Source organism: Caulobacter mirabilis (genome assembly GCF_002749615.1).
Taxonomy (GTDB): Bacteria; Pseudomonadota; Alphaproteobacteria; order Caulobacterales; family Caulobacteraceae; genus Caulobacter; species Caulobacter mirabilis.
Genome location: NZ_CP024201.1, coordinates 2,500,545 through 2,514,195, shown reverse-complemented (window position 1 = coordinate 2,514,195; position 13,651 = coordinate 2,500,545). Strand labels below are relative to the sequence as shown.

13 protein-coding genes are annotated in these 13,651 nt (G+C 64.3%); 7 read left to right on the top strand and 6 right to left on the bottom strand.

What is annotated here, in order from left to right; translation table 11 throughout:
• Window positions 1-3 precede the first annotated feature (3 nt).
• The 4 genes from CSW64_RS12190 to CSW64_RS12175 all read right to left on the bottom strand — a co-directional run bounded on the left by CSW64_RS12190 (window position 4) and on the right by CSW64_RS12175 (window position 4,522).
• Window positions 4-2,070, bottom strand: a complete 2,067-nt coding sequence (locus tag CSW64_RS12190) for an ATP-binding protein (RefSeq protein ID WP_099622369.1) — start codon at window positions 2,068-2,070, stop codon at window positions 4-6.
• Entirely contained in the window at window positions 2,067-2,549 is a 483-nt protein-coding gene (locus CSW64_RS12185) for a hypothetical protein (RefSeq protein ID WP_150131391.1), read from the bottom strand. The genes CSW64_RS12190 and CSW64_RS12185 overlap by 4 nt, the downstream gene beginning before the upstream one ends.
• Entirely contained in the window at window positions 2,546-3,457 is a 912-nt protein-coding gene (locus CSW64_RS12180) for a hypothetical protein (protein WP_099622367.1), read from the bottom strand. Before CSW64_RS12180 ends, CSW64_RS12185 begins: the two co-directional genes overlap by 4 nt.
• Before the next feature lie 333 nt (window positions 3,458-3,790).
• Complete coding sequence (locus tag CSW64_RS12175) at window positions 3,791-4,522, bottom strand: tetratricopeptide repeat protein (RefSeq protein WP_099622366.1); 732 nt, start codon at window positions 4,520-4,522, stop codon at window positions 3,791-3,793.
• A gap of 243 nt (window positions 4,523-4,765) precedes the next feature.
• On the opposite strand from CSW64_RS12175, the gene tig reads away from it, so the two are divergent.
• The 3 genes from tig (at window position 4,766) to CSW64_RS12160 (ending at window position 7,886) form a co-directional block, all read left to right on the top strand.
• Window positions 4,766-6,118: a trigger factor gene (gene tig / locus CSW64_RS12170; RefSeq protein WP_281258590.1), complete on the top strand. Its 1,353-nt coding sequence runs from the start codon at window positions 4,766-4,768 to the stop codon at window positions 6,116-6,118.
• Between the two features lie 131 nt (window positions 6,119-6,249).
• Complete coding sequence (locus CSW64_RS12165) at window positions 6,250-7,137, top strand: hypothetical protein (protein WP_099622364.1); 888 nt, start codon at window positions 6,250-6,252, stop codon at window positions 7,135-7,137.
• 116 nt (window positions 7,138-7,253) lie between these two features.
• Entirely contained in the window at window positions 7,254-7,886 is a 633-nt protein-coding gene (locus CSW64_RS12160; RefSeq protein WP_099622363.1) for an ATP-dependent Clp protease proteolytic subunit, read from the top strand.
• A gap of 58 nt (window positions 7,887-7,944) precedes the next feature.
• On the opposite strand, the gene CSW64_RS12155 is transcribed toward CSW64_RS12160, so the two are convergent.
• Window positions 7,945-8,199, bottom strand: coding sequence for a hypothetical protein (locus CSW64_RS12155; RefSeq protein ID WP_099622362.1), 255 nt, complete (start codon window positions 8,197-8,199; stop codon window positions 7,945-7,947).
• Between the two features lies 1 nt (window position 8,200).
• On the bottom strand, window positions 8,201-8,872 hold the full coding sequence (locus CSW64_RS12150; protein ID WP_099622361.1) for an HAD-IB family hydrolase: 672 nt from the start codon (window positions 8,870-8,872) through the stop codon (window positions 8,201-8,203).
• A gap of 355 nt (window positions 8,873-9,227) precedes the next feature.
• Here CSW64_RS12150 and clpX point away from each other — a divergent pair, with 355 nt between their 5' ends.
• The 4 genes from clpX to CSW64_RS12125 all read left to right on the top strand — a co-directional run bounded on the left by clpX (window position 9,228) and on the right by CSW64_RS12125 (window position 13,651).
• Complete coding sequence (clpX, locus tag CSW64_RS12145; protein WP_099622360.1) at window positions 9,228-10,490, top strand: ATP-dependent Clp protease ATP-binding subunit ClpX; 1,263 nt, start codon at window positions 9,228-9,230, stop codon at window positions 10,488-10,490.
• 528 nt (window positions 10,491-11,018) lie between these two features.
• Window positions 11,019-11,744, top strand: coding sequence for a hypothetical protein (locus CSW64_RS12135; RefSeq protein WP_150131390.1), 726 nt, complete (start codon window positions 11,019-11,021; stop codon window positions 11,742-11,744).
• Window positions 11,745-11,747: 3 nt separating this feature from the next.
• Entirely contained in the window at window positions 11,748-12,968 is a 1,221-nt protein-coding gene (locus tag CSW64_RS12130) for an efflux RND transporter periplasmic adaptor subunit (protein ID WP_099622357.1), read from the top strand.
• Complete coding sequence (locus CSW64_RS12125) at window positions 12,965-13,651, top strand: ABC transporter ATP-binding protein (RefSeq protein ID WP_172448536.1); 687 nt, start codon at window positions 12,965-12,967, stop codon at window positions 13,649-13,651. The genes CSW64_RS12130 and CSW64_RS12125 overlap by 4 nt, the downstream gene beginning before the upstream one ends.

The window sequence follows — 13,651 nt, the reverse complement described above, 5'->3', positions numbered from 1 at the left end:
GCATCATCCGAGCAGGTCCTCGACGGTGGGGAGCGGCTGCAAGATGAAACCAGGGAAGCTGACGATATGCGCTTTTGATCCAACAGCTGAGCGGACGGGATCCAGCGGTTCGGAGGTCGCAACGATAACTTGTTGGCTGGTGGCACCTTGTTCGGCTGCGTTTGCAAGGAGTGCATACAGAGCCTGCGCGTCAATCTCCTGTTGGCCCGGCTCATCAAAGATGACCACGCCTGTGTGATTTGTGCTCTTCACCGCCGCCAAGCGAAGCAAGGCGAGGTAGTAGGCCCACTTGAGACGGATGGCGTCACTAGCGGAAACCTCGTACCCGATCTCCTGCTCGATGAGCGCTCCGTCTTTCCCCCTCGTGACGGCTAACGGGCGAAAGTTGTCACGGGACAGAATGATTTCTGTCGGCTGAAACGACTTGAACCCGTAATTCTCAAGCTGGCTTTGGACCGACGCTTGAAACGCATCGATCTTCTCGCGATCAGCCCAAGTCAGTTCGTCGGCCGGCAACCGCTTCATTGCGTCCTGAAGCTCCGACCATTCCTTCGCCAGCCGTTGGAGTTCCGCGCCAGCGATGCTGGCGGCCTCGTCGAGAGAGCCTATGCGCTCGACGAAGGCTTGCGAGCGAACAATCTCCTCAATCACAACCCGCGAGGGAGCGGAGCTTGGCTGGAGGAGCGCTTGCCGCAGACTTCGCAGCTCGGCTTGCCTTTCTTGGAGCGCTTCCTCAATGCCGCGGTAGCGCGCTTGACAGTCCTGAACCCTTTGAGACGCGCTTTGGAGGGCGGTTCCATAAAGATCGATCTGCGACTTCACAAAAGTGATGTTCTCTTCGAGCCCCATGCCGACATTTTCGACGGCGGGGAGGAGCTCATTCCCTACGTCTTGATGGCATGTAGGGCAGACGTGTTCGCCAGCAGCTTGCCCAAGATCGGAGCCCAACCTTCTCAACTTCAAGGCGTCTTGATTACGCCGTAGATCAGCATTCAACGAGTCCAGTCGGGCTCGGATGGCTTGTTGCTCTTGGTGTTCCGCGCCCAACTCCGACCGAACGACCTCTGCCTGCGCCGAAAGATCGTCGATCGCGCGACGGGCGGTTTCGAGGCGTTTGAGTAGCTCTGGCGCTGCATCTTCCGTGGTCTCTATCTGGGCGACTTCGAGCTCACTGATGCGCGCTTTCGTTTCAGAGACGACTTCGTCGATCGGCAGCCACTCTTCATCGCGGAAGAGTTCAAGCTTCATATCCGGCGCAAGCGCGAACTCAGCGCTCGGCTGCATCGGAATACCGCGCAATCGCCCAACTCGCTGTGCTTGGTCCTCAAGTAGTTGACGGCGATCCGCCCATCGCTGCGAAACCGAAGCTAGAGCGTTGCGCAACTCCGTCCGCTGACGCCGAATTTTTCCAGCGTCAAGGTCAAGCAAAAACTCCATGACACGCCGCGCCACATCCTGGATTTTCAGGAATGTCGGGAACGGTCCTTGGATTGCGGACCAACCACGCTTCTGTTCAACGAAAAGCATCGGTGTGATGGCCTCTAGGTAAAGAGGCCCTTCGGTGCCGTCGAACTTGGGAACGACGGGAAGCTCCCATCCGATAAAGGTGGTTAGGTACGTGTGGAAGCCGTCCTCGCGTTGGGCGGCGCCGCCATCATGGACGAAGAAGTCACGCTGTTCTCCCCGCTTGCCGTTCTGCGCAAGAGACCCCTGGTTCCACGTCTGGACAAGCTTGGTATCCTTGCCGCCAACAATGTCGCGACGAACGATCAGCGATTGCTTCTTACCATTCTCAATTTCGATTTCGACGTATGACTGCAGGACGTGTTCATACGGCGCGTCCTCCGTCGGATGAATTCGCTCTCTCATCGCGTAAGGGAGCGGAACTGTAAGCTGCGGACCGAGAGAACGTTCTAGGCCTAGCGCATAGATGATCGCTTGAAGGGAGGTGGACTTCCCGGATGTGTTGTTGGCCTGGATGATGTTGAGGCCCGCCTTTAGGGGAATGTCTGCCCCATAGATCCGGGTGGCGGTGATCGACCGGAGACGAAGATGGCGAACGTGAATCACATCGCCCTCCGCTTAGACCCAATGACTAAGCTGACGGCACCCTCGGTCATCGACTTTGCGTAGACAGCGAGTACGTCCTTTTCGGCCGTAAGGACGTCATCTTCCGCTTTGAGTTTTTCGAATAGCGCGATGCCTTTGGCAGTGAGTTGCAAGCCGGACCGATTTGACGACGTGGTCCAGTCAGCGAGTTTGTCGCCGACCACAAAATCAACCGCTCGCGCAAAGGCCGGCTCAATCCGGAACGTCCACGGCATCATTCCGGCTTTGGAGTTGACGACCAGTTCCAGGAGATGCGCGCTTCGCTTCCCCCTAATCGCGTCATTCAGAATGTGCAGCTTGGCCAAAGAGGCTTGCTTCGCTCGTGAATGTCCAAGCATGAGAACAATTAGGGAGACCCGCCATTCGATGCGCAGGTCGCCAGGCACCGGAATGGGGCGCTGCCTGAAGGAGAAGCGTTCTGGTTGCGATGGAAGGCTCATTTGTTTGCCTCCGGGAAGTCGAGCGGACAACGCATCAGCCACTCGCCGACCGTGCCGATAGCAACCGTTGTGGCGAACGCGCCCGGCATATCCGGCAGATCTTTGGAGAGCGCCGCTTCGATGCGAGCAACACTTTCCTTCAGTTGGTCACCAGGTAGGCTGGAGCTAGCGCCTACCGCTGCGAGGCGCTGTTCTTCCGCTGAGAGACACTGGATGGACCGCTCCCACAGCGCCGGGTGGTTCTGCCGGAGATTTTCCAGCGCGTTCTCGCGGCTCAGGTGATTGCGAATGTAGGTGTCTCGCCGCGCGGCGATCTTCTCGGGTGTCTCGATGGCCTCGAAGCCTCGGGTCAGCTTTTCAGTGATCTTCTGGCCGATCTCTCCACCCTGGGCGGCGCTGATATCCATCGCTGGAGAGAGGTCGATTTTCATCGGCAGCATAGACTGCTGCCGAAGCAGTTCGATCTCAGCGGCAAAGTCCTCTTGTGAATGCACGAGGCCTTCGAACTGGTTCGACAGGAAGGGGAGGTTCTCAGAACGGAGCGCTATCGCCTTGCTCCGAACGTGAGCCACAACCTCCTTGTTGTCCAAAAATGGACAGAGCAAAATCCACCTGTCGATGGACAAGCCTTTCAGGAGGGGGATGAGCTTGTCCTTATAGGTGACCAGCTTCTTCAGATCTTTTGTAGCTTTAGCTTTCTGAGCCTCAGCTGCCTTGGCAACATCACTCGTCTCCGCTGGCGCATAGCACTGATAGAGCGTGCCGCCGGTGAAGATGAATTCGATGCCGGCGTCTCCAGCCACCTTATCCGGTACGCATTGGATGTTCTGGTGCCCGTGGCGATGCTGAACGAGCTGAAGGGCAAAGCTCTGCCATTCTCCACCGTCCCATGCTCGCTTGTGCTTCATGCGTCGCCCCCGACTGCGAATCCTAGTGTGCAGATTTCGATCCGCAACACCAAACGTTGTCTAGTCGGAGGCTAACTGCCGCTGATTGCGCGCGGCTTAGTAGCTAGAACAGCTGAGATTGGACACGCGTCTGGACACATGTCGATTTTGGCGAGCTATATCTAGCTGAAATTGAAGAATTTTCTGACACGCTTGACTGAACCTAAATCCAGTGCGTCTACCAGTTCCGCCACATCCGCAGGTCCAGGGCGGCTCTAGGCGATGCGCCGGTCCGGCGCAAGTCGGGGCGCAGGCCTGCAGGCGCGACTTGGCTCGCCGGGGCAGGCGGAACGGCTACATCGGACAGTCGCGGCCATCGGGGATGTTGGCGTGTCCATTGGCGAGGGCGAGTCTCGCCCGGGCCACATCGGTCGTCGGGTCGATGGCGAACTGACTGAGCAGGTTCAGCGCGCGCGCCGTAAAGAACTGATCGGCCCCTCGATTGTTGTCCTGCTTGGCGAGGTCCGCGGCCTCCTGAAATCTCGCGACGCAGTAGACGGCGAACTGGTATCTCGGGTGTGTTTTCGACGCGATAGCCCCATTGGAGCCTCGGCTGTCGACGGGGGCAGGCGGACCGGCCGGCGCACAACTCGCCGCCCGTCTGCTCTTCTCGATCCGGCCGCGCAGTGAAGTAGACAGCCGGTTCAGGTAGACGACGGACGCCTCCTGCAACACCCGGCAGGCCTCCGGCGCCTTGTTCAGCGTGATCAACGCCTCTCCGAGCCCGACGAGGCCATCCGGCGCTTCCTTGCTGTTGGGCGCCTGTTTGTAGAGTTCATAGTAGATGGTCGCGGCCGTGGCGGGGTTCCCTGAAGCCGCATTGACGCGGCCACGAAGGTGCTGCGCACGGCTCCAGAGCGGGTCCTGGGGGGAGAGATCGCGGACGACGACGTCCAGCGCGCGAAGCGCCTCGGCGGACCGTCCGGCGGCGAGCGACGTCTGAGCCTGGGCCACCCGATCGGCGGGCGTCGGGTTGGCCATCGTCGGCGACGCCAGGAGCCAGGCGGCGATCAGAATGATGCGCATCGGCGTTCCTCCTGACGTGCGGGCCGTCACGATGCAGTATTCCAAGCCTCGCCAAAGTGAAGGCGGCGACGGGGGCGGGCAGGGAGGCCATCGGCGAGCGGAAACGGGGCTTGGCCCTCAAAGCCCCTCATGACATAAGGGCGCCTCTTTGCGCCGCCCCTGATCCGGGCGCGCTTCTCGTTTTCACCTGAAGGCGGATTGATGCGGCTCCAAGACCGCGCGTCCGGGACTCAAAGAATGTCGATGCAGATCGTTGAAAAGTCTGGCGAAGGCCTGAGCCGCGTCTACGGCGTCACCGTGCCCGCCGGCGAGCTGGCCAAGCGTCTGGAAGCCCGGATCGCCGAAATCGCCCCGCAAATGAACATCAAGGGCTTCCGCAAGGGCAAGGTGCCGGCCGCGCACGTCAAGCGCGTCCACGGCAAGGCCCTGATGGCGGAAGTCATCGAGCAGGCGCTCAACGAGACCACCCAGAAGGTCCTGGACGACAACAAGCTGCGCCCGGCCTCGCAGCCGGACCTGAAGCCCGAGTCGGACATGGAGAAGGTCATCGCCGGCGGCGAAGATCTGACCTACGAACTGTCCCTCGAGCTGATGCCCGAGTTCGAGCCGCTCGACATCGCGGCCCTGAAGCTGACCCGTCCGGTCTACAGCCCGACCGATAAGGAAGTGGACGAGGCCCTGGCCGATCTGGCCAAGCAGGCCAAGACCTTCGAGCCGCGCACCGGCAAGACCGTCAAGGCCAAGGACGGCGACCAGGTGCTGATCGACTTCGTCGGCAGCGTCGACGGCGTCGAGTTCCCGGGCGGCAAGGGCGAAGGCTTCGAGCTGACCCTGGGCTCGGGCCAGTTCATCCCGGGTTTCGAAGACCAGCTGGTCGGCGCCAAGCCGGGCGAAGAGACCGTCGTGAAGGTCACCTTCCCGTCGCCGTACCAGTCCGAGGAACTGGCCGGCAAGGACGCCGAGTTCAAGGTCACCGTCCATGAAGTCCGCGCGCCGGTCGACGCCGAGCCGGACGACGAGCTGGCCAAGCGCCTGGGCCTGTCGGACCTGGCGACGCTGAAGGAAACCCTGACCAAGAACCTGCAGCAGGGCTATGACCGCAACTCGCGCTTCAAGCTGAAGCGCGCGCTGCTGGACGAGCTGGACAAGGGCCACGATTTCCCGCTGCCGCCGCGCATGGTGGAAGCCGAGTTCGCCGGCATCTGGCAGCAGGTGGAGCAGGACAAGGCCGCCGGCAACCTGCCGCCGGAAGACGCCGACAAGACCGAAGAACAGCTGAAGGAAGAGTACGGCAAGATCGCCGAGCGCCGCGTGCGCCTGGGTCTGGTCCTCGCCGAGATCGGTCGCCGCAACAACGTCCAGGTCACCGACCAGGAGCTGGGCCAGGCGATGCAGCGCGAAGCCATGCAGTACGGCCAGCAGGCCCAGCAGGTGTTCGAGTTCTTCCGCACCAACCCGCAGGCCCAGGCCCAGCTGCGCGCGCCTCTCTATGAGGACAAGGTCGTCGAGCTGATCTTCGAGAAGGCCGACGTGAAGGACAAGAAGGTCTCCAAGAAGGAGATCGAGGCCGACGACGATCTGCCGGAAGGCTACTGATCCCGTCTCGCCACACGGACTTTCGGAAAGGGCCGGCCCAGCGCCGGCCCTTTTTCATTGCCGCGACTTAACTTGTGGTCACGCCGGCGCGGGACTATCCGCGTTAGACTGAGGGAACGGAGGTATCGCACATGTGGGGCAAGCTCACCGCCATCATCGGCGCGGCGCTCCTGGCGCAGAGCGCGTTTGCGGCCGAGCCTCAGGACGAGACCACCGTCGAGGGTCTGGTCGTCACCGCCAAGAAGGCGCCTGATCAGCAGGCCCTGACCGACTTCGTGGCGAGCGTCGCCAGCTCCACCAACGGACGGCTGGCCCGGTGGGACCGCAGCATCTGCACCAGCGTTGTCGGGCTCAAGGAGGCCTACGCCCAGCTTCTGATCGACCAGATCGCTGCGGCGGCGATCGAGGCCGGGCTGGACGTTGGCCAGAAGGGCTGCCAGCCGAACATGATCATCGTGGCGACCGACGATTCCGACGCCCTGGTGAAGATGACCGTTGCGGCGAACCCGGACGGCTTCTCCAAGTACGACACCGAGATGACCGCCGGCCGCAAGGCGTTCGACGCCTTCCTGACCTCTCCGGAGCCGGTCCGGTGGTGGCATGTCAGCGCGCGGGTGACCGCCGACGGCCAGCGCTACGACGTGGGCGGGAGCGTTCGGGTGCGGGATGTCGGCCGGCTGAAGAGCACCACCCGAATGGACTTCGATCGAGCGGTCGTCGTCATGGATGTGAAGCGGATCGGCAAGGTGCGGTTCGCCGCCCTGGCCGACTATGTCGCGATGGTCGGCCTGGCCCAGATCGACCCGAAGGCCGAGATCGAGACCGGCGACACCGTCCTGAACCTGTTCAAGGATCGAGAGGCCGGACGGACGCCCGCCGAGGGACTGACCGCCTGGGACAAGGCCTACTTGTCCGGCCTCTACGCCGCGCGGCGCGATGTCCGGCGCGACGAACGCCAGAAGCAGGACATCGTCCGTTCGATGGCGGGGACCCTGGCCTCGGAGCCGAAGGCGAAGTAGGGGACTCGACGAGCGTCGCTCCCTCCTTGCATCCTCTTAACCTGAGCCCGATATCGGGTTCAGAGCCATGGCGCGGCATGATTCGCGACAGGCTGTTGCATCGAAAAAGGGTTCTTATGACCGACTACATCCACACCGCGATGAACCTGGTCCCCATGGTGGTCGAGCAGACCAGCCGCGGCGAACGGGCCTTCGATATCTTCTCGCGCCTGTTGAAGGAGCGGATCATCTTCCTGACCGGTCCGGTCGAGGATGGCATGAGCGCCCTGATCTGCAGCCAGCTGCTCTTCCTGGAGTCCGAGAACCCCAAGAAGGAGATCAGCATGTACATCAACTCGCCGGGCGGGGTGGTGACCAGCGGTCTCGCGATCTACGACACCATGCAGTACATCAAGAGCCCTGTGACCACCGTCTGCATGGGCATGGCGGCCTCGATGGGCTCGCTGCTGCTCGCCGCCGGCGCCGCCGGCCAGCGCATCGCCCTGCCGAACGCCCGCATCATGGTGCACCAGCCCTCGGGCGGTTTCCGCGGCCAGGCCAGCGACATCATGCGTCACGCCGAGGACATCCTGAAGACCAAGCAGCGCCTGAACGAGATCTATGTGAAGCACTGCGGCCGCACGCTCGAGGAGGTCGAACAGACCCTCGACCGCGACCACTTCATGAGCGCCGACGAGGCCAAGGCCTGGGGCATCGTCGACCACGTCTACGAAAGCCGCGAGAAGGCCGAAGCCGACGCGGCGTCGTAGGGCGTGGCGTCATCGCTGAACAGGGAAGGGGTCCGGTGGAAACGCCGGGCCTTTTTCTTTACCGCAGCGCGGCCTCCACCGCCTTCTGGAACCTCTCGCGCTCCGCCTCCGTCTCCACCCGGAAGCGATCGAAGTCGTCGCCCGCGCGCAAGTCGGCGTGCAGACCGGTCGGGTCTTCGTGGAAGTGCAGGAAGGCCTTGCCGCGGCGGTAGAAGAACGTCCCCCGGCTCTTCTCCTTCAGGCCGGGCAGGGCGCGTAGGCGCTCCAGCAGCGGTTCCAGGCGATCCAGCGCTCGGGAACCGGCGTGCTTCATCTCAGGGCTTGCCCTTGAACACCCGGTAGCCCTGCTCGTCGGCGATGGCGAGCATCTCCGTGTCGCCGGAAGTGTCGCCATAGGCGGCGGTCAGGCGGACATCCTCGCCGAACATGGCCTGCAGGCGCCGGACCTTCTCGGGGCCCCGGCAGTTGGGCCCGGCCAGGGCGCCGATGACCCGGTCGTCGTGATCGTAGGCGATGCCGCTGCCGATCAGCATGTCGGCGCCCAGACCGCGGGCGAACGGGGCGACGATCACCTCGGGCGAGGCGGTGACGATGACCATCTGCGCGCCGCGCTGTTGCCAGCGACGCCAGGTCGCCAGGGCGTCCGGGCGGAACAGCGTAGCCGAGGCGTAGTTGGCGAAGCTCTTGGCGTCGGCCTCGAGCTGTTCGCGAGGCACGCCGGCCAGGAACTCGCGCACGGCGGCGGCCTTGATGCGGCCGCGGTTGCGATGGAACAGGTAGCTGGCGGCGTCCGGGGCCATGCGCAGGCAGCCCGCGGTCCAGCGCGAGGGGCCGGCGCGCCACTTCAGGAAGGCGGTGAAGCTGTCGCGGACCGTCAGCGTGCCGTCGAAGTCGAAGGCGACGATCGGGCGCGGCGCCAACGGATCAGCCATGACGGGGCGCGCCATCGTCAGGCCTCGCGCCAGCAGAGACGTTCGTCGCGCCATGTCCTCGGTGGGTCCTTTCTTCGGCTCGCGGCCGTTCGATCACGATTCCGATACACGATATACATGACACGGCGTCACCAAATGGGCTTCGCCGTCCCGGCGAACGCTATTCGCTTGTGTCGAAACGGCGCAGTCACCATGTCAGATGGGAAGGCCGGGACGGGGGCGCGAGCAAGGCGTCCACGGTTTCGGTTCCCCTGTGACGTCCAGGCCCCTTGTCCCGGCGCGTCCGATCGGGGATTGTCAAGGTTTAGAAAACCCCCGGCGCCTATCCTGCATGTTCGCTTGGCAGGAAACGCCGAACGGGTGGGTGGCGTTACGTCTTCGGACACGTCGCCAGAGCGTGAGAGAACACATGACCAAGGCCGCCAGCGGCGACTCGAAGAGCACCCTGTACTGCTCCTTCTGCGGAAAGAGCCAGCACGAGGTGCGCAAGCTCATCGCCGGACCGACCGTGTTCATCTGCGATGAATGCGTAGAGCTCTGCATGGATATCATCCGTGAAGAGCACAAGATCGCCTTTGTGAAGTCCAAGGACGGCGTCCCGACTCCGAAGGAGATCCGCGAAGTCCTCGACGATTACGTCATCGGTCAGGATCACGCCAAGAAAGTGCTCTCGGTCGCGGTGCACAACCACTACAAGCGGCTGAACCATGCGACGAAGAACAACGACGTCGAACTGGCCAAGTCGAACATCATGCTCGTGGGCCCCACGGGCTCGGGCAAGACGCTGCTGGCTCAGACGCTGGCCCGAATCATCGACGTGCCGTTCACGATGGCCGACGCCACGACGCTGACCGAAGCCGGCTATGTCGGCGAAGACGTCGAGAACATCGTCCTGAAGCTGCTCCAGGCCGCCGACTACAATGTCGAGCGGGCCCAGCGCGGCATCGTCTACATCGACGAAATCGACAAGATCAGCCGCAAGTCGGACAATCCCTCGATCACCCGCGACGTGTCGGGCGAGGGCGTCCAGCAGGCGCTGCTGAAGATCATGGAGGGCACCGTCGCCTCCGTGCCGCCGCAGGGCGGGCGCAAGCATCCGCAGCAGGAGTTCCTGCAGGTCGACACGACCAACATCCTGTTCATCGTCGGCGGCGCCTTCGCCGGCCTGGAGAAGATCATCTCCGGCCGCGGCCAGGGCACCTCGATCGGCTTCGGCGCCAAGGTCGCCGATCCGGAGGAGCGCCGCACGGGCGAGATCCTGCGTGGCGTCGAGCCGGATGACCTTCAGCGCTTCGGCCTGATTCCCGAGTTCATCGGCCGTCTGCCGGTCATCGCGACCCTGGAAGATCTGGACGAGACGGCGCTGGTGAAGATCCTCACCGAGCCGAAGAACGCCCTGATCAAGCAGTACGCCCGTCTGTTCGAGATGGAGAACGTCGGCCTGAAGTTCACCGACGACGCCCTGAACGCGGTGGCCCGCAAGGCCATCCTGCGCAAGACGGGCGCCCGCGGCCTGCGGTCGATCCTCGAGGGCATTCTGCTGGAGACCATGTTCGAACTGCCGTCCTACGAGGGCGTCGAAGAGGTCGTGGTCAACGCCGAGGTGGTGGAAGGTCGCGCCCAGCCGCTGGTCATCTACGCCGAGAAGAAGGCGGGCGGCGCCAGCGCCTGACGCGCTTGCCGCATAGAGCTATGTGAAGGGGCGCGGTCGCCAAGGCCGCGCCCCTTTTCATGCGCGAGGGCCGAGACCTGAGGGGGGGGGCCATCGCGGCTTCCCCGCCCGATAGACAAGCGAGCCTCCTGCGCGATCCCCAGTCCAGGCCGGCCTCGGCGAGGTCGGCCGGCGTCGGTTCCGGCCCCGCGGCGCGGCGTTCCTAGGAGGCGGTCACGACTTCTCGGAAAGGTAGTTGATGCGATTGACTCTCCGATCGGGTCTGTACACGTTGGGGTTGCGATATGGTTCGCAAACGGCTGGAGGGTAATGATGCGTAAGCTGCTTACCGGTTTGGCGTTGATGTCCGTTGTCGCCGTCGCGGGGACGGCGTTTGCTCAGACGATGCAGGAGGAGGCAAGCCCGACTCCCGGCGAGTGCTACTCGCCCTGTGCCCAGCAGTATCATGACGCAACCGACCGGATCCGCTGCATCGCGCGTTGCTGCGGTTGCTAGATCGGTCATCGGGGGAATGAGGGTCGCCTGATCATGAAGCTGTCTGCGTCGTTCAATCTTTCATTGTTGTTGGCTTGTCTGACGGTGACAGCCTGCGATCGACCCGAAACCTCCAAAGCCAAAGCAGCTCCGGACTTCCGGGCGGAACCCCGGCCGGAAGCTGCTTTGGCGCTCTACCGCAAGGCGGAGTGCGCCGATGCGGCGCTCGCCTCGCCGAAGGCAGGCCAGAGTTTCGACTATCTGCTGCTCGCGTCGGACGGCAAACCCGATCGGTCCATGGCGAGACGCCAGACCCTGAGGGCGGTTTCGGGAGACCTCGTCGACTATTCCGAGGCCCTCATCCCGGTGGGCAAGGACTCGTTCCCGCCCGAGCCTCGCCAGGTGCGCATGGGCATCCTGCCCACGACCATTCTGGGCGGCTCGGTGCGGTACGAGGGCGCCGCGGCGGCGATGGAAGGCCTGCGGCCCGGAACGAGCGCCGAGATCCCGATCACCGAGACGCGCGCCGGCTCGCCGCCGAAGCCGGCGGTCGCGACCCTGACCTTCGTCGGATGCGGCCTGTCCGAACCGATCGTCGTCGGCGCGGCGAACGAGCCTGTCCGCGTGTTCCACGTCAAGCTGCCCTATTCGACGTCGGAAAAGCCTGGCGAGTTCACCAGGATGATCGATACTGAATTCTTGGTTTCGCAAAGCCGGGGTTGGCCCATCGCTGAGAGGACACCGTCCGGCACGCTCGTGCTCGTCGCCAACGCGGAGTAGGACATGGTCGGGCGAAAGTCGCTGGCGGCCCTCGCGACGGGGGTCGTCAGCCTCGCACTTGCAGCCTGCTCAGGCCCGGAGCCCAAGTCGGAGTACGTCACCGCCGTCGCGGAAGTCGGCGACGTGCGGGACAGCGTGCCGGCGACGGGAACCCTGACGACCAAGGGCGGCGCCGAAATCCGCGCGCCGCGGGCCGGGGTCATTTCCGCGGTCTACGCCAAGGAAGGCGACCAGGTGCGGGCCGGTCAGGTGCTGGCCACCCTCGCGGCGCCCGCTCGGGGCCCTTCTCGCGAAGAAGCCGCGGCCAACGCCTCGGCGTCCGAGGCCAGTTATCGCGAAGCCGAGGTGTCGCTGCGAAACGCGCGGGATCGGCTGGAGCGCAATCGGACGCTCCAGGCGCAGGGTTTTGTCAGCCCGGCGGCCGTCCGCACCGCCGGGGCGGAGGTGGAGCAGGCCCAGGCGGCGGTGGACCGTCTGGCCAGCGAACGCACCGCGGTTCGCGCCAGGGCGAGGGTGATCGCGGCGGAGGGCGCGGGCGCCGATGTCGTCGCCCCCCTGGACGGTTCCGTCACCTTCGCGGCCGCCCGGGTGGGGCAGCGGGTGACGCCCGAGGACGAACGCGCGCTGTTCCAAACGGGGCAGGACATCCGCGACATGACGCTGGAGATACTGATCTCGGAGGCGGATCTTGCTCGCGTCAGCATGAAGAGCCGCGTCCTGTTCACGGTCGACGCCTATCCGGGCATATCGGAGGAGGCGACGCTGGTCAGCATCGGTGCGGCGCCGATCCGGGAAGGACGCTTCGTCTCCTATCGGGCTCTGGCGCGCGTGAACAACTACGCCGAGGTCCTCAAGCCGGGGATGAGCGCATCGGTACAGCTTGTCCGCGCGGATGCGCGAAGCGCGGTTCGCATACCGATACAGGCGACATACTTCGCGCCGCCCGACTACATGGCTCCGCTCCCGCCCGGAAAGTTGGAAGACCTGAAGCGCGAGAGCCATGGCGACATGCGTGCGGTCCGCGTCGGCGCCCGCGGTCTGGAGATCAGGCGAATGCTCATGGAAGGGTTTCGCGTTGTCTTCGTCCTGGAGCAGGGGCGGCCGGTCAGGCGGGAGATCCGGGTGGGCGCCGAGACGGACGAGTTCATCGAGGTGACCGAGGGGCTGAGGCCGGGCGACGTCGTGATCATCAAGAGCGCGCGCGACGCCAGGAAGGCGGTGTGACCTTCCAGATCTGCTGCGAGGGCCTCGGGCGCCGGTTTCCCTCGGCGCGGGGGCATGTCGACGCGCTCGTTGACGTTCATCTCGAGCTGTCGTCCGGACGTCTGGTCGCCGTGCGGGGGCCGTCGGGATGCGGCAAGTCCACCTTGCTCAATCTGCTTGGCCTCCTGGATCGACCGACGGCCGGCCGCCTCCAGATCGACGGCGTCGAGGTCGGCGCCATGGCCGATGCCGCGGCGGCCGTCTTGAGGCGCGAGAAGGTCGGCTTTCTGTTTCAGGACGCCGGGCTGATCGACAGAATGAGCGTGCTGGACAACGTTCTCCTGCCTCTGGGCTATCGGCGACTGGCGGGCGCTCGTCGTCTGCAGAGCGCGCGGGCGGCGATCCAAGCGCTGGGGCTGGCCGAACGAACACATGCGCGGGTGGACGCCCTGTCAGGGGGCGAACGACAGCGCGTGGGCCTGGCCCGCGTCCTGGCGTTGCGGCCCAGCTTGATCATCTGCGACGAGCCGACCGCCTCGCTGGACGAAGCGAACAGCGGGCTCGTCGTCGACCATCTGCTCGCGGCGGCCGTCGACGGAGCGCTCGTGGTCTGCGCGAGTCACGATCCCATCGTGATCGAACGGGCGGATACGAGGCTCGTCATGGAGCGCGGACGGCTCGTCGCGGTCGAGGGCGCGACATGA

Excerpts from the sequence above, each read along its gene's own strand:
- CSW64_RS12185 (WP_150131391.1), bottom strand. The coding sequence starts at position 2,549 with ATGAGCCTTCCATCGCAACCAGAACGCTTCTCCTTCAGGCAGCGCCCC.
- CSW64_RS12180 (WP_099622367.1), bottom strand. The coding sequence starts at position 3,457 with ATGAAGCACAAGCGAGCATGGGACGGTGGAGAATGGCAGAGCTTTGCC.
- CSW64_RS12175 (WP_099622366.1), bottom strand. The coding sequence starts at position 4,522 with ATGCGCATCATTCTGATCGCCGCCTGGCTCCTGGCGTCGCCGACGATG.
- tig (WP_281258590.1), top strand. The coding sequence starts at position 4,766 with ATGCAGATCGTTGAAAAGTCTGGCGAAGGCCTGAGCCGCGTCTACGGC.
- CSW64_RS12165 (WP_099622364.1), top strand. The coding sequence starts at position 6,250 with ATGTGGGGCAAGCTCACCGCCATCATCGGCGCGGCGCTCCTGGCGCAG.
- CSW64_RS12160 (WP_099622363.1), top strand. The coding sequence starts at position 7,254 with ATGACCGACTACATCCACACCGCGATGAACCTGGTCCCCATGGTGGTC.
- CSW64_RS12155 (WP_099622362.1), bottom strand. The coding sequence starts at position 8,199 with ATGAAGCACGCCGGTTCCCGAGCGCTGGATCGCCTGGAACCGCTGCTG.
- CSW64_RS12150 (WP_099622361.1), bottom strand. The coding sequence starts at position 8,872 with ATGGCGCGACGAACGTCTCTGCTGGCGCGAGGCCTGACGATGGCGCGC.
- clpX (WP_099622360.1), top strand. The coding sequence starts at position 9,228 with ATGACCAAGGCCGCCAGCGGCGACTCGAAGAGCACCCTGTACTGCTCC.
- CSW64_RS12135 (WP_150131390.1), top strand. The coding sequence starts at position 11,019 with ATGAAGCTGTCTGCGTCGTTCAATCTTTCATTGTTGTTGGCTTGTCTG.
- CSW64_RS12130 (WP_099622357.1), top strand. The coding sequence starts at position 11,748 with ATGGTCGGGCGAAAGTCGCTGGCGGCCCTCGCGACGGGGGTCGTCAGC.